General features: G+C 66.6%; 19 protein-coding genes. 7 read left to right on the top strand and 12 right to left on the bottom strand.

Going from position 1 to position 23,180, the window contains the following annotated elements; translation table 11 throughout:
- Positions 1–6 precede the first annotated feature (6 nt).
- From def to smc, 4 genes are read right to left on the bottom strand one after another with little or no spacing between them, the layout of a single operon-like run.
- Complete coding sequence (gene def, locus AB4061_RS01695) at positions 7–540, bottom strand: peptide deformylase (protein ID WP_441630324.1); 534 nt, start codon at positions 538–540, stop codon at positions 7–9.
- Positions 537–2,663, bottom strand: a complete 2,127-nt coding sequence (gene ligA, locus AB4061_RS01690; RefSeq protein ID WP_441630323.1) for an NAD-dependent DNA ligase LigA — start codon at positions 2,661–2,663, stop codon at positions 537–539. The genes def and ligA overlap by 4 nt, the downstream gene beginning before the upstream one ends.
- A 52-nt stretch (positions 2,664–2,715) precedes the next feature.
- Complete coding sequence (locus tag AB4061_RS01685; protein ID WP_441630321.1) at positions 2,716–4,104, bottom strand: cell division protein ZipA C-terminal FtsZ-binding domain-containing protein; 1,389 nt, start codon at positions 4,102–4,104, stop codon at positions 2,716–2,718.
- Complete coding sequence (smc, locus tag AB4061_RS01680) at positions 4,101–7,616, bottom strand: chromosome segregation protein SMC (RefSeq protein ID WP_441630319.1); 3,516 nt, start codon at positions 7,614–7,616, stop codon at positions 4,101–4,103. The genes AB4061_RS01685 and smc overlap by 4 nt, the downstream gene beginning before the upstream one ends.
- Positions 7,617–8,150: 534 nt before the next feature.
- Between smc and AB4061_RS01675 the strand changes: the two genes are divergently transcribed.
- A complete protein-coding gene (locus AB4061_RS01675; RefSeq protein ID WP_441630317.1) occupies positions 8,151–8,942 on the top strand; it encodes a ferritin-like domain-containing protein in 792 nt (263 codons plus the stop codon).
- Between the two features lie 13 nt (positions 8,943–8,955).
- Here the strand turns inward: AB4061_RS01675 and AB4061_RS01670 are convergent, their stop codons facing one another.
- Positions 8,956–9,936: a DMT family transporter gene (locus AB4061_RS01670; RefSeq protein WP_441630315.1), complete on the bottom strand. Its 981-nt coding sequence runs from the start codon at positions 9,934–9,936 to the stop codon at positions 8,956–8,958.
- 213 nt (positions 9,937–10,149) lie between these two features.
- On the opposite strand from AB4061_RS01670, the gene dapC reads away from it, so the two are divergent.
- From dapC to prmB, 6 genes are all read left to right on the top strand, one after another.
- On the top strand, positions 10,150–11,367 hold the full coding sequence (dapC, locus tag AB4061_RS01665) for a succinyldiaminopimelate transaminase (protein WP_441630450.1): 1,218 nt from the start codon (positions 10,150–10,152) through the stop codon (positions 11,365–11,367).
- Between the two features lie 83 nt (positions 11,368–11,450).
- Positions 11,451–12,278: a 2,3,4,5-tetrahydropyridine-2,6-dicarboxylate N-succinyltransferase gene (gene dapD, locus AB4061_RS01660; protein WP_043346976.1), complete on the top strand. Its 828-nt coding sequence runs from the start codon at positions 11,451–11,453 to the stop codon at positions 12,276–12,278.
- Positions 12,279–12,495: 217 nt separating this feature from the next.
- Positions 12,496–12,858, top strand: coding sequence for a hypothetical protein (locus AB4061_RS01655; RefSeq protein WP_441630312.1), 363 nt, complete (start codon positions 12,496–12,498; stop codon positions 12,856–12,858).
- A gap of 49 nt (positions 12,859–12,907) precedes the next feature.
- On the top strand, positions 12,908–13,255 hold the full coding sequence (locus tag AB4061_RS01650) for an arsenate reductase (RefSeq protein ID WP_441630448.1): 348 nt from the start codon (positions 12,908–12,910) through the stop codon (positions 13,253–13,255).
- Positions 13,256–13,352: 97 nt separating this feature from the next.
- Positions 13,353–14,504, top strand: a complete 1,152-nt coding sequence (gene dapE, locus AB4061_RS01645) for a succinyl-diaminopimelate desuccinylase (protein ID WP_441630310.1) — start codon at positions 13,353–13,355, stop codon at positions 14,502–14,504.
- A gap of 25 nt (positions 14,505–14,529) precedes the next feature.
- Positions 14,530–15,423 carry a 50S ribosomal protein L3 N(5)-glutamine methyltransferase gene (gene prmB / locus AB4061_RS01640; RefSeq protein WP_441630308.1) on the top strand — a complete coding sequence of 298 codons (894 nt, stop codon included), beginning with the start codon at positions 14,530–14,532 and terminating at the stop codon, positions 15,421–15,423.
- Positions 15,424–15,548: 125 nt separating this feature from the next.
- Here prmB and AB4061_RS01635 read toward each other — a convergent pair whose 3' ends face one another.
- The 7 genes from AB4061_RS01635 to gsiB all read right to left on the bottom strand — a co-directional run bounded on the left by AB4061_RS01635 (position 15,549) and on the right by gsiB (position 23,174).
- Positions 15,549–16,628, bottom strand: a complete 1,080-nt coding sequence (locus AB4061_RS01635) for a M14 family metallopeptidase (RefSeq protein WP_441630306.1) — start codon at positions 16,626–16,628, stop codon at positions 15,549–15,551.
- 95 nt (positions 16,629–16,723) lie between these two features.
- Positions 16,724–17,560: a hypothetical protein gene (locus AB4061_RS01630; protein WP_441630304.1), complete on the bottom strand. Its 837-nt coding sequence runs from the start codon at positions 17,558–17,560 to the stop codon at positions 16,724–16,726.
- A gap of 155 nt (positions 17,561–17,715) precedes the next feature.
- Positions 17,716–18,528: a M55 family metallopeptidase gene (locus tag AB4061_RS01625; protein ID WP_441630302.1), complete on the bottom strand. Its 813-nt coding sequence runs from the start codon at positions 18,526–18,528 to the stop codon at positions 17,716–17,718.
- 13 nt (positions 18,529–18,541) lie between these two features.
- Positions 18,542–19,609: a DmpA family aminopeptidase gene (locus AB4061_RS01620; RefSeq protein WP_441630300.1), complete on the bottom strand. Its 1,068-nt coding sequence runs from the start codon at positions 19,607–19,609 to the stop codon at positions 18,542–18,544.
- A gap of 13 nt (positions 19,610–19,622) precedes the next feature.
- Positions 19,623–20,540, bottom strand: coding sequence for a glutathione ABC transporter permease GsiD (gsiD, locus tag AB4061_RS01615; RefSeq protein ID WP_183031225.1), 918 nt, complete (start codon positions 20,538–20,540; stop codon positions 19,623–19,625).
- 11 nt (positions 20,541–20,551) lie between these two features.
- Positions 20,552–21,472, bottom strand: coding sequence for a glutathione ABC transporter permease GsiC (gene gsiC, locus AB4061_RS01610; protein WP_441630298.1), 921 nt, complete (start codon positions 21,470–21,472; stop codon positions 20,552–20,554).
- A gap of 154 nt (positions 21,473–21,626) precedes the next feature.
- Positions 21,627–23,174 carry a glutathione ABC transporter substrate-binding protein GsiB gene (gene gsiB / locus AB4061_RS01605; RefSeq protein ID WP_441630296.1) on the bottom strand — a complete coding sequence of 516 codons (1,548 nt, stop codon included), beginning with the start codon at positions 23,172–23,174 and terminating at the stop codon, positions 21,627–21,629.
- Positions 23,175–23,180: the final 6 nt, after the last annotated feature.

Genomic DNA, 23,180 nt, shown 5'->3' with positions numbered 1-23,180 from the left:
CGCCAGTCAGTCGTCACTATTGGGAGGCAGCTCGGGGAACAGCACATCGGTAAAGCCGAAGCGCGTGAAGTCCGTCACCCGCATGGGATAGAGGATGCCCTGCAGGTGGTCGCATTCATGCTGCACCACGCGCGCGTGGAAATCCTCGGCAATGCGCTCGATGCGCCCGCCCATCACGTCAAAGCCGGTGTACTTCAGGCGCGTGAAACGCGGCACCACACCGCGCAGCCCCGGCACCGACAGGCAGCCTTCCCAGGCTTCATCCTGCTCCTCGCCAAGCGGCGTCAGCTCGGGATTGATCAGCACGGTCTTGGGCACGGTCGGCGCGTCGGGATAGCGCGGATTGCGGTCGAAGCCGAAGATCACCACCTGCAGGTCCACGCCGATCTGCGGCGCAGCCAGGCCAGCGCCATTGGCGTGATCCATGGTGTCGAACATATCGTCGATCAGGATGCGCAGCTCGGGCGTGTTGAAGCGCGTGACAGGGCGCGCTACCTGGAGCAGGCGCGGGTCGCCCATCTTGAGAATGTCACGGATCATGCTTGATCTCCGGTATTAAGCTCGGCCAGCAAAGCCAGCAAGGCGGCCTCGTCCAGCACGGGCACGCCGAGCGCCTCGGCTTTTTCCAGTTTGCTGCCGGCTTCCGCGCCAGCCACCACATAGTCGGTCTTCTTCGACACCGAGCCGGCCACCTTGGCGCCGGCCGCTTCCAGCTTTTCCTTGGCGTCTTCGCGCGACAGCGTGGGCAGCGTGCCAGTCAGCACGAACGTCTTGCCGCTCAGCGGCGCGGGCGCAGCGCGCTCCGCCGGCTCGCTTTCCGGCCATTGCACGCCGGCGGCACGCAGTTGCTCGATGACTTCCACATTGTGCGGCTCGGCCAGGAAGTTGGCGATGGACTGCGCCACCACCGGCCCCACGTCGTTGACCTCCAGCAAGGCGGCCTCGTCGGCTGCCAGCAGGCCATCGAGCTTGCCGAAATGCTTGGCCAGGTCCTTGGCCGTCGCTTCGCCCACATGGCGGATGCCAAGCGAGAAGATAAAGCGGTTGAGCGTGGTCTCGCGCGACGCCTCGATGGCCGCCACCAGGTTGGTAGCCGACTTGTCGGCCATCCGGTCCAGCGCGGCCAGCTTGGCGACGCCGAGCTTGTAGAGATCGGCTGGCGTGTGCACGATCGCCATGTCGACCAGCTGCTCGACCACTTTGTCGCCCAGGCCTTCGATATCCATGGCGCGGCGCTGCGCGAAATGCAGCAGCGCCTGCTTACGCTGGGCCGCGCAGATCAATCCGCCGGTGCAGCGCGCGATCACCTCGCCTTCCAGCTTCTCGATGTGCGATCCGCACACCGGGCATGCGGTGGGCATGACGAAGGCGCGTGCGTCGGCGGGCCGGCGCTCCGGCACCACCGCCACCACTTCGGGAATCACGTCGCCGGCGCGCCGCACGATCACGGTATCGCCGATATGCACGTCCTTGCGGCGGATCTCGTCCTCGTTGTGCAGCGTGGCATTGGTCACCGTCACGCCGCCAACGAACACCGGCGCCAGCCGCGCCACCGGCGTGATGGCGCCGGTGCGGCCAACCTGCACCTCGATATCCTCGACCACCGTGGTCATTTCCTGGGCCGGGAACTTGTGCGCCAGCGCGAAGCGCGGCGCGCGCGACACGAAGCCAAGGCGCTCCTGCTCGGCCAGCGCGTTGACCTTGTACACCACGCCGTCGATGTCGTAAGGCAACGCCGCGCGCCGCTCGCCCACTCCGCGATAGAAGCTCAGCAAACCGTCCGCGCCCCGCACGACTTCGCGCTCCGCGCAGACTGGCATGCCGAGCCCGGCGAACCAGTCGAGCATGGCGCTGTGCGTCTCGGGACGCGGCACGCCTTGCAGTTCGCCCAGCCCGTAGGCAAAGAACGACAACGGGCGCTTGGCGGTGATGCGCGGATCCAGCTGGCGCAGGCTGCCGGCGGCAGCATTGCGCGGATTGACGAAGGTCTTCTCCCCGGCCTCGGCCTGCCGCGCATTGAGCTTGTCGAACTCGCGGCGATACATGAAGACTTCCCCGCGCACTTCCAGCACCGCCGGCAAGGCCTCAGCCTCCCCGCGCAAGCGCAGCGGAATCGCCTTGATGGTGCGCACGTTGACGGTCACGTCCTCGCCGGTCTCGCCGTCGCCGCGGGTGGCGGCCTGCACCAGCCGGCCGGCCTCGTAGCGCAAGGACATGGCCAGGCCATCGAACTTCAGCTCGCAGGCATACTCCACCGCTTCGGCGGCGCTGAACAGGTCGGCCGTGCCCTCGGCGGGGGCGGCACGCCCCAGCCCCTGTGCGCAACGGCGGTCGAAGGCCAGCACATCCTCATCCTCGAAGCCGTTGTTGAGCGACAGCATCGGGATGGCGTGGCGCACCGTATCGAAGGCCGACAGCGGCTGGCCGCCCACGCGTTGCGTGGGCGACTCAGGTGTCAGCAATTCGGGATGCTTGGCCTCGATGTCCTGCAATTCGCGGAACAGCGCGTCGTACTCGGCATCGGGCACCGAAGGCGCATCGAGGACGTAGTACTGATAGTTGTGGCGCTCCAGCTCGGCGCGCAGCCAGTCGGCGCGCGCGGCGGGAGAATCGCTGATAGGCGCGGGGGCTTGCGCCGCCGCACCTTCTGGTTTGGTGCTCATGCTGAAGGACTGAATCCGTTGTCGTCGTTATCGTCGATGCCGAACTGGCGTATCAGAGACTGAACAAACGTAGCGTCACCGGCGAGCCCGCGGGCATGCCGCGGGCTTCCAGCTTGTCGTAGAGTGTTTGAAGCTGGCCGAAGATGGCGACGAAGGACGATTCGCTCAACGGCCGCATGTTGTCGTCGACCAGTTGCGCGCCCATGCGCTGCGCCAGGCTGTAGCCGTACTCGCACACGGTCTTGAACGGCTTGGTCGCCTGCGTCGCGGACGGCACATCGAGCAGCAGCGTGATCTGGCGGCCGGCCTTGGCCGTGAGGTCATCGCGCAGGAAGTTGGTATCGCCGAACTGCAGCGTGAACAGCGCCCGCTGCACGCCCTCGGCGTTGGCCTGATAGCGCGTGAAGCGAGTGCCGTCGCGCGACAGGACCAGCCCGTCCTGGGTCGCCACCGTCTGCACATAGGCTGCCGACCACGGCGCGCCGTCGGAGATCACGTTGACGCCAAGCTGCACATCGCAACTGGCGGCAAACGCATCCAGCTCGCGGCCGTTGGCGACCGTCTCGGTCATGTCGGGCAGATCGGCCGAGGCGTCGAGCGCTTCCGCCAGCGCTTCCACCGCATTGACGAACTCCGAAAACTCGAGCGCATTGAGCGCGCCGCCGCGGTTGGCAAGCTGCACCGCCACCTGCAGGTCTTCATACTGATGGCCGGCTGTGACCGCCTCCCAGGCATTGGCTTCGCTGCGCAGGCCTTCGATGTGCACCTGCTTGGTCCCCGCACGGCGCAGGCGGCCGGTGAGCGGCAGGATGCGATCACCCGAGCTTTTGCGCTCCAGGTGCAGCGGCACGATGCAGTCGATCAGCGGATCGATGACGGCCGGCGTGGGCTGGCCATCGAGCGCAACGGGCTCCGGCTGCGCTGCCTGGGCAGGCGCGGCCTCTTGCTTGGGCTTTTGCTGTTCAGTGCGTTCCCCGTGGTCCGCGTGGTCCGCGTGTTCTTCGTGGTCCGCAGCGCCGTGCGATTCGGCGGTCCCGGCAGACTCTCCCGCCTCCTCGGCATGCCCGGGCTTGCCGGCAGCCGCATTGGGTGCATGGGCCGACGACGGCGCCGCGGCAACGGCGACTTCATCCGCCAGGGCGTCGTCGGCATCGGCTGAGCTGGCGGCCATGCCAGCCGCCACGGCGGCGGCGTCCAGCGGCGAAGCCGACAACGTGGGCTCGCGCCGCTCGACCTGATGCTCGGGCAATGGCTCATGCAGCTTGGCGCTGACTTCCGGCTTGACCACCGGGCTCACCACCGGCTCGCGCATCGGCGGCAGGTCATCATCGGGCTGTAGGGCGCGCGGGCGGCGCGCCTTGCGGATCTGCCACTGGTTGTAGGCGACTACCAGCAGCAGCAGGACAATGCCTGCAACGATCAGGGCGGTCTGGAGCGTCATGCTGCCTCCGCCATCGAGAGCGCTGCGTCCATATCCACGGCGACGATACGCGATACACCTTGCTCTTGCATCGTCACGCCAATCAACTGGTGTGCCATTTCCATTGCGATTTTATTGTGGGAAATGAAGACGAACTGGGTCTTGTCCGACATGCGCGCCACCATATTGGCGTAGCGCTCCGTATTGGCATCGTCCAGCGGCGCGTCCACCTCGTCCAGCAGGCAGAACGGCGCCGGGTTGAGCTGGAACATGGCGAACACCAGCGCGATGGCCGTCAGGGCCTTCTCACCGCCCGACAGCAGGTGGATGGTCGAGTTCTTCTTGCCCGGCGGCTGCGCCATCACCTGCACGCCGGCGTCGAGGATTTCGTCGCCGGTCATGATCAGCTTGGCTTGCCCGCCACCGAACAGCGACGGGAACAGCTCGCCGAAGTGAAGGTTGACCTGGTCGAAGGTCCCTTGCAGCATCGCGCGGGTTTCCTGGTCGATCTTGTGGATCGCGTCTTCCAGCGTGGTGATGGCGTCGATCAGGTCGGCCGACTGCGCATCGAGGAAAGTCTTGCGCTCGCGCGCCGCCGCCAGTTCGTCCAGCGCGGCCATGTTCACCGGCCCGAGCGCGTTGATGGCGTTGTTCAGGCGCGTGACCTCGCCCTGCAGGTAGGAGGGCTTGAGATCGGGCGTGAGCTTCCCGGCCAGCGCGGCCTCGTCCACCTCGGCGGTCGTCAGCTGCTCGCTGAACTGCTCCTGGTTCAGGCGCGCGGCCTGCTCCTTCAACTGGTACTCGGTGATGCGGTCGCGCAGCGGCTGCAGGCTACGTTCGGCGGCCAGGCGCTGGTCGTCGTACTGGCGCAATTGCGCCGACAGCGCATCGAGCTCGGTGCGGGCGAGCTGGAGCTTTTCTTCCTTCTCGGCACGGCGCTCCAGCGCATCCTGCAGGCCGGTGTGGGCGGTCTGCTCATTGATGGTTTCCAGCTCGACGCGGGCATCTTCCAGCGACTGGGCGAGACGCTCCGACTGGTCGCCCGCGGTCTGGATATTGCGGCGCAGCTCGTCGATGCGGTTAGCCAGGTTGCGCTCGGCAAACAGCGCTTCCTGCGCCGCGCGCTCGAAGTCGCGCAGCTGGTGCCGCGCCGACGACAGCTTGCTGTCCAGCGCCTCGAAGGCCATCTGGTGGTCTTCGTGCGTGGATTGCATCTCCGCCAGCGCGGCGTCGTGCTGCTCGAAGCTGGCTTCGGACTCGGCGCGGATGGCGCGCTGCTCTTCGATCTGCGCGGCGATTTCGGCCAGTTCCTCGCGGATCTGGCCGCTGCGCGCGGCGTAGCGCTCCATGGCCTGCGACAGCTTGAGCACATCCATCTGCAGCGCGTGCACGCGGCGCGTGGCCTGCTCGCTGCGTCCGCGGGCCTCGGTGAGCGCGGCGCTGGCCTGGGTGTAGGCTGCCTCGGCTCGGACCGCCTGGCTCTTGGCTTCGTCGGACAGCAGCAGCTGGGCGCGCGCCTGCTTTTGCAAGTTTTCGATTTCCTGCTCGCGGGCCAGCATGCCGGCCTGCTCGGAATCGGCCGCATAGAGGTGGACCGAGCTGCGGCCCACCAGATGGCCCTCGGCCACGACGAACGACGCGCCTTCGGGCAGCGTGGCACGCTGGGCCAGCGCCGACGCCATGTCGGTGGCGGTGTAGATATCGGCCAGCCAGTCCTGCATCACGGCCCGGATGCCGGGCTCGGTGATCTGCACCAGCGCCATCAGCGGACGCATGCCGGCGGGGGTTTCCTGCGGGCGCCCGGCCGGTGGCGGCGAGTAGAAGGCCAGCTTGGCGGGCGGCGCGTCGGACAGGAAGGACTTGATCCAGTCCAGGTTGGAGACTTCGAGCGCGCCGAGCTTCTCGCGCAGCACGGATTCCAGCGCGCTCTCCCAGCCCGGCTCGATATGGAGCTTCTTCCACAGGCGCGGCAGATCGGCCAGGCCGTGCTTGGCCAGCCAGGGCTGCACCTTGCCTTCGGTCTGCACGTTTTCCTGCAGCTGCTTTAGCGCGGTCAGGCGCGCTTCGAGCGACCCGATCGCGGCGGCCTCGCGCTGCACGCGCTCCTGCGCGCTGCGGCGCTCGCTATCCAGGCGCGGCACGCTGTCGGCGGAGTCGGCCAGGATGGCCTGCGCTTCTTCCAGCACGGCTTCCTGCTCGGCCAGCTCGGCGCGTTGCTCTTCCAGGCGGGTTTCATCGGGGCGGTCCAGCCCCTTTTCTTCCCCGGACAGGCGCTCGCGGCGTTGCTCCAGCTGCTGCAGCATCTGGTCGGCGCTGCGCTGCTGCGCGGCCTCCAGCTTAAGCGCCTGCTCAGCCTGCATGATGCTGGCGCGCTGCTCGTTGGACAGCACCTGGGCATCGCGCCACTGGGCTTCCAGCGTGGGCAGCTCATCGGTCTTGTGCGCGACGGCCTCCTGGGCTTCGATGGTGCGGCCTTCGGCCACCGCCAGCTCTTCCTCGGCCTGCGCCAGGGCATCGGTAGCCTGCTCGGCCTTGCCCTGCCACTGCTCGCGCTGCGCCGTCAGTGCTGCGATCTGCGCCTGCACGCGGTTGCGCGACTCCACCACATAGCGGATCTCGGCCTCGAGCTTGCTGACCTCGGCATTGGCTTCGTACAAGCCGCCCTGCGCGGTGTGCATATTGTCGGAGGCGGCGTAATGCGCGGYGCGCATGGTCTCGAGCTCGGCCTCGACGTGGCGCAGTTGCGCGGTTTGCGCCTCCAGGTCGATCTGTGCCTGCTCGATGGCACGCGTGTGCCGCTCCTGCTCGGCCTGTGCCTCGCGCTTGCGCAGCAGCCACAGCAGGTGCTGCTTTTCCTCGCCGTCGGACTGCAAGGTCTTGAAGCGCTGGGCCACTTCGGCCTGCCCTTCGAGCTTGTCCAGGTTGGTGCCGAGCTCGCGCAGGATGTCTTCCACGCGGGTCAGGTTCTCGCGCGTGTCGGACAGGCGGTTTTCGGTTTCGCGGCGGCGTTCCTTGTACTTGGACACCCCCGCGGCTTCTTCGAGAAAGATCCGCATGTCATCGGGCTTGGCCTCGATGATGCGCGAGATCATGCCCTGCCCGATGATGGCGTAGGCGCGCGGCCCCAGGCCAGTGCCCAGGAAGATGTCCTGGATATCGCGGCGGCGCACGGCCTGGTTGTTGATGTAGTAGGAGGACGTGCCGTCGCGGGTCAGCACCCGCTTGACGGCGATCTCGGCGTATTGGCTCCATTGCCCGCCAGCGCGCCCCTCAGGGTTGTCGAACACCAGTTCGACGCTGGCGCGGCCAGCCTGTTTGCGTGCGGTGGAGCCATTGAAGATCACGTCCTGCATGGACTCGCCGCGCAGCTCGGAGGCACGCGACTCGCCCAGCACCCAGCGCACCGCGTCGATGATGTTCGATTTGCCGCAGCCGTTGGGACCGACGATGCCGACCAGTTGGCCGGGCACTTGAAAATTGGTGGGATCGACGAAGGACTTGAAGCCCGCCAGCTTGATCGAGGACAGTCGCACGGTTGGTCGTGGGGTATCTAGCGTAATGCAGCGTTCAGGAGAGCCGGGCTCCAATGAGAAGCGGGGCCGACGCGTGCCGGTTGCGCCCCATGCCTTCTCTCTTGTGCCCGATAGATGGCGCTAATCATACCATCGCGCCTTCGGCGTCCGGGCGCTTTCCGGGCTAAGCGCAAGCCATTTCCCTTGGGGATTTGGGCCGCTTCCGATACACCTTGTGCCGTTCACGCCCCACACTTGCGGCGATGCTGCCATGCGACAAAAGACACCACCCTGCACGGAAAATCCTCGCATCTCTTGGCACCGGCGGGAAACTTCCAAGGGTTAGTGCTAGTCTCTTTATTGTCAGCGTGATCCTTGAGGCCTATTGCACCTGCCGCCCCGCTTCCGGCGCAATGGCTGCCTCCGGCCAACACGGAACCCGGCTTCGCGACCCTTCTGGGAGTGTCCAGCATGACCGCCTTCTCACCGGCGATATCAGACAGCAGCTTACCCGGCCAAGATGCCGGGAATGTGGCTAAAACGCCACCATGGTCCTTGAGCGACATCGATTTCCAGGCCATCGACACCGCCCTTGTCCGGCCCGATCGAGAGTTGTTCTACCTGCTGGTGTCGGCGTCCTTTGTCGAAAGCGGCTCGGACACGTACGCCGGCAACCTGGCCAACTACTACGCCACCAATCCCGAGGCCTCCAGCTGGCTGTCCGAACACTGGGAGGCGGAGGAGCTGCAGCACGGCATGGCCCTGCGGCGCTACGTGGAGCATGTCTGGCCCGAATTCGACTGGGAGCGTGGCTATGCGCGGTTCTTCGACGAATACCGCCATACCTGCTCGATCGACAATTTCGAGCCCACGAAAGCCCTTGAGATGGCCGCGCGCTGCGTAGTCGAGACTGGCACCGCGGCCCTCTACCGCTCTCTGGAGCAAGCCAGCGACGAGCCGGTGCTGCGCAACCTGACGCGGCGCATCGCTGACGACGAGGTGCGCCACTACAAGCACTTCTACCGCTACTTCAACACCTTCAACGGCGTGGAACGGCTCGGCCGCCTGCGCGTACTGGGGGCCTTGGTGCGCCGCTTGCTGGAAATCAAGAACGAAGACGCGGAGATCGCGCTGCGCAACGTGCTGCGCATCGAGCGCGGCACCGAGGAGATTCCGCAGCGGGACGTGCGCAGGCTCAACTCCCGGGTGAGCGCCGTGATCCGGCGCAACCTGCCGATCGAGATGACGGTCAAGATGCTGCTCCGCCCGCTGCACCTGCATGCCGGCGTGGAACGCGCCATCCGCAAGCCGCTGGTGGCGGTGGTGTCGCGGGCGATGCTTTACTGAGGCGCGGCGCCAGCTATTGCGGCTGTAGCGCCTGGTCCGCCGCACCGGCGGCATCGTCGCCGCGGCGCGCCTTGGTGCGGTGCACCAGCCCCGACAAGGCGCCAGCCGCCACGATGCACAGGCCGCCGGCGGCCTCCTTCCAGCTCAGCGTCTCGGTCGCCAGCCACCACGACGACACCGCCGCGATCACGATCTCGAACAGCATCAGCAGCGATACCCGGTTGGCCGGCAGGCGCTGCAGTCCGTACTGGACCACCGAATTGCTCAGCACCAGCGTGGCGGCAAGACCCAGCATCAGCGCCGCGCCGGCCCAGCCGATGACCGGCGACAGCGCCACGCCGCCCGGCTCCAGCAACAGCGCGCACGGCAGGCCGACCGCGGTGCAACCCACGTAGACCATCACGGTGCGCAGGCGCGCATCCATCTGCGGGTAAAGCTGCCCGGCCCGGCGCGACAGCACGTTGTTGACGGCAAACCCCATGCCGCCGATCAGGCCGGACCATTCCGCCGCGCGTGTGGGCAGCGGCAGGCCCACTTCCGGCGTCCATAGCATCAACCCTGCGCCAAACAGCGCCAGCACCACCAGCAGCAAGCCGGAGGCAGACAGCTTCTCGCCCAGGAAGACGCGGGCAAACAAGGCCGTCCATACCGGCGTCAGGTAAAACAGCAGCAACACCCGCATCACATGGCCGTTGACGCTGCCCCATACAAAGCCGGCGTTGGTCACGCCCGCCGCCAGCCCGATCGCCACGAACAGCCACGACCAGCGCAGGCCGCCCAGGTGGCGGGCGAAGGCCACCAGGGCGATCAGCGCTGCCATGGCGCTCACCAGCGCGGCTGCCGTCATGCCGCCCAGGCCCCAGCCGGCGAGGACCCGGTAGGGGAACCAGGCGATGCCCCAGACCGAGGCACCCAGCAGGATGGACAAGGTGGATTTGAAGGCATGCGGGTCGGCCGGGGCCGAATCGGTGGAAGTGACGGGCAGATTACTCATGGGAAAACGGTTAGGGCTGCCGCTTGGGCAACCGTTCAGTATTCGGTATCGGAAAATCACCGCGGCGCGACCGGGGCCGGTCGCGGACGGCTGGGGATAGCCAGGGACAAGCCGGCGCGGCGCGCCGCCAAGGCCTTGCCGGCACGCGGGAATGCCCGGCAATCCTTTATAATGACCGGCTTTGAGCTTGGCCCTACCGGCCTGAACCCGATCGTGAATCCCCGCCTCGACCTGCTCCAGCCCTATCCGTTCGAGAAACTGCGCGTGCTGCTGGCTGACGTCAAACCAAACGGCGCGCTGCCCGCGATCAGCTTCGGCATCGGCGAACCCAAGCACCCCACGCCCGAATTCATCAAGACGGCGCTGTCGAACGCGCTGCAAGGGCTGGCGAATTATCCCACAACGGCCGGATCCGATGCACTACGACAGTGCATGGCCGCGTGGATCCAGCGCCGCTACAGCCTGCCGGCGGTCAATGCCGCCACCCAGGTGCTGCCGGTCACCGGCTCGCGTGAGGCGTTGTTCGCTTTCGCCCAGACCGTGGTCGACGCCAGCCAGCCCGGCGCGCTGGTGCTGTGCCCCAACCCGTTCTATCAGATCTATGAAGGCGCGGCCTTGCTGGCCGGTGCCACGCCGGTATTTGCAAACAGCGATCCGGCGCGCAACTTCGCGCCCGCTTTCGACCGCATCCGCGACGAGACCTGGGCCAAGGTGCAACTGGTCTTTGTGTGCTCTCCGGGCAACCCGACCGGCGCCGTGCTGTCGCTGGAAGACTGGCGCGAGCTGTTCGCGCTGTCCGACCGCCATGGCTTCGTGATCGCCTCGGACGAGTGCTACTCCGAGATCTACTTCAAGGAAGGCGAACCGCCGCTGGGCGCGCTGGAAGCGGCGCACAAGCTGGGCCGCGCCGAAGGCGCACATCCCTTCGAGCGCCTGGTGATGTTCTCCAGCCTGTCCAAGCGCTCCAACGTACCGGGCCTGCGCTCGGGCTTCGTGGCCGGCGATGCCGCCCTGCTGAAGAAATTCCTGCTATACCGTACCTATCACGGCGGCGCCATGAACCCGGCGGTGCAGACCGCCAGCGTGGCGGCCTGGAACGACGAGGCCCATGTGCGCGACAATCGCGCCGCCTACGTGCGCAAGTTTGCCCAGGTCACGCCGATGCTGGCCGAGGTGCTGGACGTGGCCTTGCCCGATGCCGGTTTCTACCTGTGGGCGGATGTCTCGCGCACCGGCCTGTCCGACACTGAGTTTGCCGCGCGCCTGCTGGCCGAGCAGAACGTCACCGTGCTGCCGGGCAGCTACCTGGCACGCGAGGCCGACGGCATCAACCCGGGCGCCAACCGCGTGCGCATGGCGCTGGTGGCCACGCCCGAGGAATGCCTGGAAGGCGCGCGCCGCATCGTCGCCTTCTGCAAGTCGCTGGGCTGAAACCAGCGTGTGCGGGCAAAGTGCACCGCACCGCACACACCGTATTTTGTTGTAGACAACGATCAACCACTGAAAACACGCATATGACGCAAGCACTGCAAGCCCTGATCGACCAGGCATGGGAAGACCGCGCAAGCCTCTCGCCCAAGTCCGCCCCCAACGACATCCGCGAAGCCGTGGCCAACGTGATCGGCCAGCTCGACACCGGCGCCCTGCGCGTGGCCGAGAAGCAAGGCAAGGAATGGATCGTCAACCAGTGGATCAAGAAGGCCGTGCTGCTGTCGTTCCGCCTGGAAGACAACGCGCCGATGTCCGCTGGCGGCTTCGCCCAGTTCTACGACAAGGTGCCGACCAAGTTCGCCAACTGGACCGCCGACGACTTCGCCAAGGGCGGCTTCCGCGTGGTGCCCCCGGCGGTCGCCCGCCGTGGCTCGTTCATCGCCAAGAACGCCGTGCTGATGCCCTCGTACGTCAACATCGGCGCCTACGTCGATGAAGGCACCATGGTCGACACCTGGGCCACCGTCGGCTCGTGCGCCCAGATCGGCAAGAACGTCCACCTGTCCGGCGGCGTCGGCATCGGCGGCGTGCTCGAGCCGCTGCAGGCCAACCCGGTCATCATCGAAGACAACTGCTTCATCGGCGCGCGCTCGGAAGTGGTCGAAGGCGTGATCGTGGAAGAAAACTCGGTGATCTCGATGGGCGTGTACCTCGGCCAGTCGACCAAGATCTATGACCGCGAAACCGGCGAGATCCACTACGGCCGCGTGCCGGCTGGCTCGGTGGTGGTGGCGGGCAACCTGCCCTCCAAGGATGGCAAGTACAGCCTGTACTGCGCCGTGATCGTCAAGAAGGTGGACGCGCAGACCCGCGCCAAGACCAGCCTGAACGACCTGCTGCGCGGCGACTGATCTCGCCCGCTGCATCGAGGGGAGCGCCCCTGGCCCGGAACCGCGCGCGTGCGCGGCCGGTCTGAATCGGAATGCCGGATCAGAACGCTGACGCTCCCCTCGCCCCGTTTCTCGTTTCCCGTTTCCTTTTCCCGATTCCTGTTTCCCGCTCTCCAACGGTTCCCGCTCAATGGATACCGCCGCCGGCCGCCGCTGGCCCGCCCTTCGCAAGCGAATCATGGCCCTGGACCCGACCACTGTCACCACCGTTCTCTCGCTGCTGCCCACGATCCTCGAACAGGCCAACAAGACCATCGAGAAGATCAAGAAGGGCAAGCGCCGCGATGGCGGCGCCGACGGCATGCCAGGTCCGGACACGCGCGACCCTGCCGCGCGCATTGCAGAGCTGGAAAACGCCGCCATGCAGCAGGCCGAGGCCGTCAAGCTGCTGGCCGAGCAACACGCCATCACCATCGAGGCCCTGCGCCGCGAAGCCGCGCGGCTGGATCGTCGCCTGCGCCTGATGACCGGCGTGGCCATGGCCGGCTTTGCGCTTGGACTTGCCGGCCTGGTGGTCGCCCTTAACCTTCTGCTGCGCTAGCCAGACCGGCCTGCCCCGCGTTTCTCCGCTCATCGTCTCCCTCATCGCCATGACTGTCCTGCTCTACGGCATTCCCAACTGCGATACCGTCAAGAAAGCCCGCACCTGGCTTGAATCCAACGGCGTGGAATACACCTTCCACGACTTCAAGAAGCAAGGCGTGGACGAAGCCATGCTGCGCGGCTGGCTCGCGCATGTGCCGCTCGCCACCCTGCTCAACCGCAAAGGCACCACCTGGCGCGCGCTGTCCGACGCGGACAAGGCGCTTGCAGAACAGGAAGCCGGCGCGATTGCGCTGATGCAGCAAAGCCCGTCGCTGATCAAGCGGCCGGTGCTGGCCCACAAGGGCAGCGTCAGCGTGGGGTTTTCACCGGATAATTACGCCAGCCTTTTTTAAGCCCGATGGCAGCGCCAGGACATGCGCGCTGCCAGGACGCAAGACTCGAACCATGCACCCGCCGGATTCCGGCGCCACATGCCTCCTCGCTGCCACCATGAACCCCACCCTCGCCCTCACCGAAGACCTGATCCGCCGCCGCTCCGTCACGCCCGCCGATGAAGGCTGCCAGGCCGTGCTGGAAACCCGCCTGAAGGCGCTGGGCTTCGCCTGCGAAGCCATCGTCAGCGGCCCGGACGACTTCCGCGTGACCAATCTGTGGGCCGTCAAGCGCGGCACGCGCGGCCAGGACGGCAAGCTGCTGGCCTTTGCCGGCCACACCGACGTGGTGCCCACCGGCCCGCTGGAGCAATGGGGCTCCGACCCCTTCCTGCCCAGCCACCGCGACGGCAAGCTGTACGGCCGCGGCGCCGCCGACATGAAGACCTCGATCGCCGGCTTCGTGGTGGCGGTCGAAGAATTCGTGCAGGCCCACCCGGACCACGCGGGATCGATCGCCTTCCTGATCACCAGCGACGAAGAAGGCCCGGCGCATGACGGGACCGTGAAAGTGGTCGAAGCGCTCAAGGCGCGCGGCGAACGGCTCGACTACTGCGTGGTGGGCGAGCCCACCTCCGTCGACACGCTCGGCGACATGGTCAAGAACGGCCGTCGCGGCTCGCTCTCCGGCAAGCTCACCGTCAAGGGCGTGCAAGGCCATATCGCCTACCCGCATCTGGCCAAGAACCCCATCCACCTGGCCGCGCCCGCACTGACCGACCTGGTGAACGAGCGCTGGGACGAAGGCAACGAGTACTTCCCCGCCACCAGCTGGCAGATGTCGAATATCCACGGCGGCGCCGGCGCCACCAACGTGATCCCCGGCCATGTCACCGTCGATTTCAATTTCCGCTTCTCCACCGCCAGCACGCCCGACGGCCTGAAGGCACGCGTGCATGCCATCCTGGATCGCCACCAGCTCGACTACGACCTGGACTGGACCCTGGGCGGCGAGCCCTTCCTGACCGCGCGCGGCGATCTCTCCGAAGCGCTGGCTGGCGCCATCGCGGCGGAAACGGGCGTCAAGACCGAGCTGTCCACCACCGGCGGCACCTCGGATGGCCGCTTTATTGCCAGGATCTGCCCGCAGGTGATCGAGTTCGGGCCGCCCAATGCAAGCATCCACAAGATCGACGAGCACGTGGAAGTGCGATTTATCGAACCCCTCAAGAACATTTACCGTGGCGTGCTGGAACGCCTGATCGCCTGATCGCCGCGGACCAGAAAAAGACGTTATGGCAACCTCCTCCCCCCTGCTCACCGTGCGCGACCTGCTGCGCTTCGCGGTATCGCGCTTCACCCAGGCCAAGCTGTCCTTTGGCCACGGCAGCGCCAATGCCTACGACGAAGCCGCGTACCTGACGCTGCACACGCTGCACCTGCCGCTGGACACGCTCGACCCGTTCCTCGACGCGCGCCTGCTGCCCGAAGAAGTCGACGCCGTGCTGCAGGTCATCGAACGCCGCGTGACCGAGCGCGTGCCCGCGGCCTATATCACCAACGAGGCCTTCATGCATGGCCTGCGCTTTTACGTGGACTCGCGCGTGATCGTGCCGCGCAGCTTCGTTGGCGAACTGCTGCATGAAGGGCTGGAACCGTGGGTAGGCGACAGCGCCGAAATCGGCCCGGTGCTGGAGCTGTGCACCGGCTCGGGCTGCCTGCCCATCATCGCCGCGCATGTCTGGCCGAAGGCCCGCATCGATGCGGTCGACATCTCGCCGGATGCGCTGGCCGTAGCCCGCCGCAATGTGGCGGACTACAAGATGGAAGACCGCATCAGCCTGTACGAGGGCGACCTGTACGCACCGCTGCCCGCGGGCGCCAAGTACGATGTGATCCTCACCAACCCGCCCTACGTCAACGAAACCTCCATGCAAGCGCTGCCGGCCGAATACCAGGCCGAGCCGCGCATCGCACTGGCTGGCGGCGACGACGGCATGAACGTGGTCCGCCGCATCATCGCCGGCGCCAAAGCGCACCTGAACCCGGGCGGCGCGCTGGTGGTGGAGATCGGCAACGAGCACGCCAATGTGGAAGCTGCGTTCCCCGAACTGGAGATCGTCTGGCTGCCGGTCAGCGCTGGCGAGGAACAGGTGTTCCTGCTGACTTATGAGGCGCTGCCGGATTGAGGGATTGAAGGTAACCGGCGCTTCAGCGCCGAAGCGTGACGGTGTTACGCCTTGCATTGGGAAAAGCCCTTCTTCGCTGAGCCGAAGAAGGGCTTTTTTCAACGGGCCGCCAAGCCCGGACTAAGCTACCACCCCACCACCCCCTTGACCACCGCCTCCCTCACCTGCTCCACCACCCCCTCCCGCCAGTCATCGGCATCGCCATAGAACGCATGCCACATCGCCTGCCGGATCAAATTGCGCTGGCCTTCATCCGCCTCGGGATGCAAATGCAGCCAGTGATCTCCCCGCAGCGCCTCAAGCACCTCGGTCACCGGCAACGTCCCGAACTCCAGCGCGATCCCGTTGTAACCCAGCGTGGGCAACGTCTCCGGCACAGCCAGCCATGCCATGCCGTTCAGATTGGCCGAAGCCGATGAGCCGTCATAGATCGAGGTCACGGTATTGCCCCAGATGGCACGCACCTTGTCGATCTGCTCCGCGTTGTCCGGCCCCATGTAAATCGGCTCGCCATAGCCCCACGGCCCCAGGCCGGTGTGCACGTCGATCCAGCGCACGGCCTCGCGCCCGGCGCCGAAGCGCGCCAGGATGCGGCGCAGCGTGTAATTGCTCCAGGTCGCCTTGTTGCCGCCGAAGAACAGCCCGTCTGGCGCCTGGTACTGGCCGGCGCTCACCGCCGCCTGGTACCAGGGCAGGCCTTTCTCGGCCACCGTCTTCATCAGCGCGGCCTGGTCGGCCTCGGAGGGCGGCCAGTGCTCGGGCAGGAGCATGGGCGCCACCTCGGCATACGGCGCGTTGTCGGGCAGCGGCCGGGTGAAATCCATGAAATTGCGGTTGAGGTCGATGTTGTCCTCGTTGACCCGCCGCATATGCGAGAAGCCGTAGGGATTGACCGCGTGCACCAGCAGCAGCGCCACGCCGGCGCCGGCACACGCCTGCAGCAGTTCCGCGTCGGCCAGCAGGGCGACCTGCGCCCCGGAGCCGCAGAAGCCTTCCACCCCGTGCATGCCTGAGGTCACCATGAGCATGCGCCTGGCCTCGGCGCTGCCCACCCAGGCGACATCCATGGCGAGTTCCTCGTCGGCGCAGCCGCGCTTGGTGGGATGGGGAAAATCGGTCAGGGTGCCGCCGGCTGCCTGGGCCGCGTCACGGAATTTCTGCCGGGCTTCGGCATAGCTGCGGGAAAAGCTGGTATGCAAGGACATGACAGCAGATTTCGCGCTTGGCGAGGAGTGGGGGTGCCGCTATTAAACGCCAACTTGGCCGGCATTGCCATCCGAAGCCGCCCGAAGCCAGGCAGCTAGCCTTTGCCGCCCTTGGCACCCTTCTCGCCCTTCTCGCCCTTCTCGCCCTTGGTGGCGTCCGCCGGCACCGCCTCACGCAGCAGCAGGGAGCGGAACGCATGCGGATGCATCTGGATGCCTGCCGCGGCGATCTGGGCGGCGGACAGCACCAAGTGGCGCGCCAGCCAGTCATGGATGCTGCGCAGGAACCGGCGCTGTTCGACGCGGTTGGATTCCTGGATCACGCGCTCCAGCTTGACGTGCGCGGTGTAGACATCGAGCAAGTTGATGGTCTTGAGCTTGGGCGGCGTGGTTGCGCTACGCTCGATGGCGAGAATGCGCTTGACCTGGGCATCCGGCAGCTCGCCGGTTTCAAGGTAGGACTGATACACCGCTTCGAGGGCAGGAAATCGCACGGTGGGTTGCACGCGCGGCACGCTGGCCACCTTTTCCATGCGCAGCACGAGGTAACGGATGGCGGCCGTGCGCCGCAGCGCGGCGTCGCTGACCTTGCTTTGGCGGCCGCCGCCCGCCGCGCCGCGGGCACGCGGGGTGGCCGGGCCGGTGGCCTCGAACTCGTCGTTGTCCGGCGCGGTCGCTTCGGGCACGGGCTGGCCGGCGTCCCGCTCGGTGTAGTCGGGCACCAGGTACAACAGGTCCGGCTCAGCAAGCACGGCCCGCGCGCAGGCCTCGCCAAAGGGGTACTCGTGGCCTTGCCCGTCGCGCAGGATGAAGGCCTGGCCGTTGCCGAAGCCGTGGTGCCGCCCACGGCCGGCCTGCTGCCGGCAGCGCGTGCCGGGCTCGACAAAATCCTTGCGTACGGGAGTCCAGCTCCCGTCGTTGACTGCGATCATGAATCTGCTTGTACCTGCCGTGATGAGTGCTGCAAAGTGGCTGATGGCTTGCGGGGCGCCACCGGCGCCTGCCACCCGCCATTGTCCACCATGCGGCCAGCAGCGGCACAAGCGGGCACGAACGCCTCAACAACCACAACAGGCCAGGCCGCGCCCTACTTCAGCATGAACGACATCGCCGACAGGCAGTTCAGCATGCGCACGGCCGCCTGCACCGAAGCGGCGTCGAATACCAGCGTCACGCCGTCCACGCGCTCCAGCGCGGGCCACTGGCAGAACAGGTCGGCATAGGCCGGGCCTTGGGTTTGCAAGCGGCAGCGGATCGGGCCGCTGATCTTCAGGGGCTGCCCGCCCTGCTCGCGTACGGCTTGCTCGGCTTGCGCGGCGATGGCATCGCGCGCTGCGGCAAGCGACAGCGTGGTACCGCTGCCTTGCCCGCCGGCTTGCTTGGTCTGCACATAGCGTACCCAGGGCATCAGCGGCCGGGTCTCGTCCACGAAGACATCGTCGCCGCTGGCCATCAGCACCGGCACGCCGAATTCGCCCGCCAGGGCGCCGTAGATCCCGGCCTCGCCCAACTCCTGATCGTTGAGCCAGATGCGGGCGAACGCGCTGCTGTTGATGGTGTGCGCGAGGATACCGCGGCTTTGCGCGCGGCCGTGGTAGCCGATCATGAAGACGCCGTCGCAGCCGTGCACCCCGGCCATCATGCCAAGGTAGCGCGGCTTGCCCAGCACCAGGCACGCGCGCGGGTCGAGCTGGTCGGGCAGCAGGTTGCGAAAGCCGCCGTGGGAATCGTTGACCAGCACTTCGGCTGCGCCGCCCGCGAAGGCGCCCTGCACGGCGGCATTGGCTTCGGCCGTCATCCAGGCGCGGGCGCGTTCGTACTCGCCGTTGCCGGCGCGGGTCTGCTCGGGATGAAAAACGCCGGCAACGCCTTCGATGTCGGTGGAAATCAGGATCTTCATGGCTTGTGGAGATTCAGTTCGTCGGTGCCGCGCGCAGCAGCCATTGCGGCAGCTCGGGCATCAGTTCGCGCAGCGCGACACGCTGGTGCCCATCGCGGCCATGCACGGTTTCGGCCTGCCACAGCGCATGCAGGATGGCCTGCTCAACGCTGTCGGCGGCAGCATGAAACAGCGCATCGAGCCGGGTTTCATGCAGCATGGCCAGTGCCGGCATGGGCGCGCCGGCTTGCTGCGGCACGGTGTAGGCGGTGGAAAAAGCGAGCGCGATGTCGCCCGAGCCGTGGCCGAATACCGAGCCGGTACGCGCCAGGCCCGCCCCCGCGCGTAGCGACAGGCGGCGCAGCTGGCGGGCGTCGAGCGGCGCATCGGTGGCGAGGATCATGATGATCGAGCCCTTCTCCGGCCCTGACTCCGCCGGCGCTCGCGTATGCGCCTGGAGCCGTTCAGCCAGCACGCCGCCAAGGCGCGCGCCGGCCACGGTGAAGCTGGGCAAGGTGCCGAAATTCGCCTGCACCAGCACGCCCACATGGTATCCGCCCGCCTGGCGGGAGGCCGAGCCGATGCCGCCTTTCAGCCCGAACGACGACATGCCGCGCCCTGCCCCGACCGCGCCCTGCGCGAAATCCACGCTGGCCGCGGCGCAGGCTTGCGCATAATGCACCTCCTGCACGGCCATCGCCTGTATGTCGTTCAGGTAGCCGTCATTGCACTCGAACACCAGCGGGTTGACCGTTGGCCAGGCGCGGCCAATTTCCGGATTGGCCGCAATGGCCTGCCGGATCTGCGCCTGCGACAGCGCGCCCACGGCAAAGGTGTTGCTCAGCGCGATGGGTGTCTCCAGCACGCCGAGCTCTTCCACCTGCACCAGGCCCACGCTCTTGCCGAAGCCATTGAGCACGGTCGCGGCGGCCGGCACCTTGTCGGTGAACAGGTTGCCGCCGTGCGGCAGCACCACCGTCACACCGGTCTGGCAGGCGCCATCGGCCAGCGTGCATTGGCCAACCGCCACTCCCGGCACGTCGGTGATGCTGTTGCGCGCGCCGGCTGGCAACGCGCCGATATGCGGCATGGATCCGGACATCCGCGTGCGCTCCTTAGCGCCGGTCGATCTTCGGGTCCAGCGCGTCGCGCAGGCCGTCGCCCAGCAGGTTGAACGCCAGCACGGTCAGGAAGATGGCCAGGCTGGGGAAAATCGCCACGTGCGGCGCGGTCACCATGTCGGCGCGGGCTTCGTTGAGCATCGCGCCCCACTCCGGCGTGGGCGGCTGCGCGCCCAGGCCCAGGAAGGACAGGCTGGCGGCGGTGATGATCGAGGTGCCGATGCGCATCGAGAAATACACCACGATGGACGAGATGGTGCCCGGCAGGATGTGGCGCATCAGGATGGTGAAGTCCGACGCGCCAATGCTGCGCGCGGCTTCCACATACGTCAGGCGCTTGAGCATCAGCGTATTGCCGCGCACCAGGCGGGCGAACGCCGGGATGCTGAACACAGCCACCGCGAAGATCACGTTGGTCATGCCATTGCCGAGGATGGCCACGATGCCGATCGCCAGCAGGATGCCGGGGAAGGCGAACAGCACATCCGAGATGCGCATCACGATGCGGTCCCACCAGCCTTCGTAGTAGCCGGCCAGCAGGCCGAGCACGGTGCCCACGATGGCGCCGATGATCACCGAGAAGAAGCCCGCCGCCAGCGAGATGCGGGCACCGGCCAGGATGCGGCTGAAGATGTCGCGCCCGAGCGAATCGACGCCGAACCAGTGCGCGGCGGAGGGCCCGGCATTGAGCGCGTCGTAGTCAAAGAAATTCTCCGGATCGTAAGGCACCAGGTGCGGGGCGAGGACCGCCACCGCCACCAGCAGCAGCACGAACACGCCGGCGCCGAGCGCCAGGTGCTGCTTGCGGAACTTGCGCCAGAACTCGGTCCAGGGCGTGCGCACGGCTTCTTGCGTGGCGGCGGCGGCCGGGACGGCGGGTTCGCCGTTGGCGGGCGTGGATAGCTGGGTCATGCCGGCCTCACTTACTTGTAACGAATGGCGGGGTTGATGACGGTGTACAGCACGTCGACCACCAGGTTGATCAGGATGAACTCGAGCGAGAACAGCAGCACTTCGGCCTGGATGACCGGGTAGTCGCGCATCTCGACCGCGTCCACCAGCAGGCGTCCGAGGCCAGGCCAGTTGAACACCTTTTCCACCACGATCGAGCCGCCCAGCAGGAAGCCGAACTGCAGGCCCATCATGGTCACCACGGGAATCATGGCGTTGCGCAGGCAGTGCTTGGCCACCACCAGGAACTCGCCCACGCCCTTGGCGCGCGCGGTGCGCACGAAATCTTCATTCAGCACCTCGACAAAGGAGGCACGGGTAAAACGCGCCATCACGGCGGCCACCGCGGCGCCCAGCGTGATCGACGGCAGGATGTAGTGCTTCCAGGTATCGGCGCCGATCGACGGCAGCCAGCCCAGCTGCACCGAGAACACCTCCATCAGCAGCATGCCCAGCGCGAAGGCGGGAAACGAGATGCCGGACACGGCGAGCGTCATGCCGAAGCGGTCGGGCCAGCGGTTGCGCCAGACGGCCGAGCTGATCCCGATCACCATGCCGAAGATCACCGCCCACACCATCGAGGCCAGCGTCAGGTACAGGGTCGGCATGAAGCGGTCGCCGATTTCCTCGCTGACCGGACGCTTGGTGCGCAGCGAATGGCCAAACTCCCAGCGCACGGCGTTCGAGAAGAATTGCACGAACTGCTCGGGCAGCGGCTTGTCCAGGCCGAGATCGCGGCGCACCAGTTCCACCGTGGCCTGGTCGGCCTCGGGGCCGGCCGCGAGCCGGGCGGGATCGCCGGGCAACAGGTGGACGAACAGGAACACCAGCACTGCCACGATCAGCAATGTGGGGATCACGCCCAGGAATCGTTTGAGAAAGTAATTCAGCATGATGCACCGGATGATTAAAGACCGCGGGCCGCCCGCCCTGCCCCCGCGACTGTGGGCAGGCGGCCTTGCGCGGCTTGCTGCGCTGTACCGCTAAGCGATGGCTGAGCGCGTGGCACCGCGCTGATGGGATGCGCCACGCGCCAAGCCAGATCGCTTACTGCTTGATGTCGATGTCGTCGAAGCTGAACGAGCCGTCCGGCGTCACGTAGGCGCCCGTCAGGCGCTTGCTGCGCGCATACAGCACCTTTTCGGTCACCAGGAACGCCCAGGGCGCATCCTTCCAGATGTGTTCCTGCGCGTCCTTGTACAGACGGGCCTTCTCGCCACGGTCGGTGGTACGCAGGGCGCCGGCGATGTCGGCGTCGACCTGGTCGTTCTTGTAGTACGCGGTGTTCAGCAGCTTGGGCGGCATCGATTCGGAGGCCAGCAGCGGACGCAGCGCCCAGTCGGACTCGCCGGTCGACGACGACCAGCCCACGTAGTACATGCGCACGCCGGCGTCTTCCGGCTTCTGCACGCTCTCGACCTTCTCGACACGCTGGCCGGCCTCGAGCGCTTGCACGCTCGCCTTGATGCCGACTTGCTGCAGCTGCTGCTGCACGAACTGGATCACCTTCTGCGCGGTGGTGTGGTTGTACGCGGACCACAGCGTGGTCTCGAAGCCATTCGGGTAGCCGGCTTCCTTGAGCAGCGCGCGTGCCTTGGCCGGGTCATACGGCCACGGGCCCAGCTTCTCGGCATAGTCCACACCCGCGGGCACCACACCGTCCATCGGCGTGGCGTAACCGGCAAAGGCTACCTTGGCCAGCGCGTCCTTGTTGATGGCGTAGTTGATGGCCTGGCGCACCTTGGGGTCGTTGAACGGCTTGACCATGGTGTTCATGCTCAGGTAGCGCTGGATGATCGAGGGCGAGGCGATCAGGTCCACCTTGGCGCTGCCCTTGAGCACCGCTGCCTGTTCGAACGGAATGCTGAAGGCAAAGTCCGCTTCGCCGGTCTGCATGATGGCGGCGCGGGTATTGTTGTCCACCACAGGCTTCCAGGTGATGGTGTCGATCTTGGGATAGCCGGTCTTCCAGAAACCGGCAAATTTCTTGCCCTTCAGGTGATCGGGCTGCTTCCACTCGACGAATTCGAACGGGCCGGTGCCGACCGGATGGAAGGCAATGTCCTTGCCGTACTTCTGCAGCGCGGCGGGCGAGATCATCACCGCGGACGGATGGGCCAGCACGTTGATGAACGGCGAGAACGGCTCCTTGAGCGTGACCTTGACGGTGTTGGCGTCGACCACTTCGGTCTTGGCCACGCGGTTGAACAGCGTGTAGCGCTTGAGCTTGTTGGCCGGGTTGGTAACGCGGTCGAAGTTGGCCTTGACGGCGGCGGCATCGAAGGCGGTGCCGTCGTGGAACTTCACGTTCTTCTTCAGCTTGATGGTGTACGTGAGGCCATCCTTGCTGGCTTCATAGCTCTCGGCCAGCACATTGATCAGCTTCATGTCCTTGTCGAAGCCGAACAGGCCCTGGTAGAAGGACTTGGCGGCGGCTTGCGACAGCGTGTCGTTGGCGTCGTACGGGTCGAGCGTGGTGAAGGTGGAGTACACCGCCATCACGGCATCCTTGGCGGCAAAGGCGGGACCTGCGCCGAACGCGGCCAGGGCCAGGCCACCGGCGATCAACTTGGAAGGGGCCAAACGGGTCATCATCGATTC

It is taken from the genome of Cupriavidus sp. YAF13 (genome assembly GCF_052113425.1).
GTDB lineage: Bacteria > Pseudomonadota > Gammaproteobacteria > Burkholderiales > Burkholderiaceae > Cupriavidus.
Note: the sequence above shows the minus strand (reverse complement) of the source record. Positions and strands in the feature narration are given on the sequence as shown.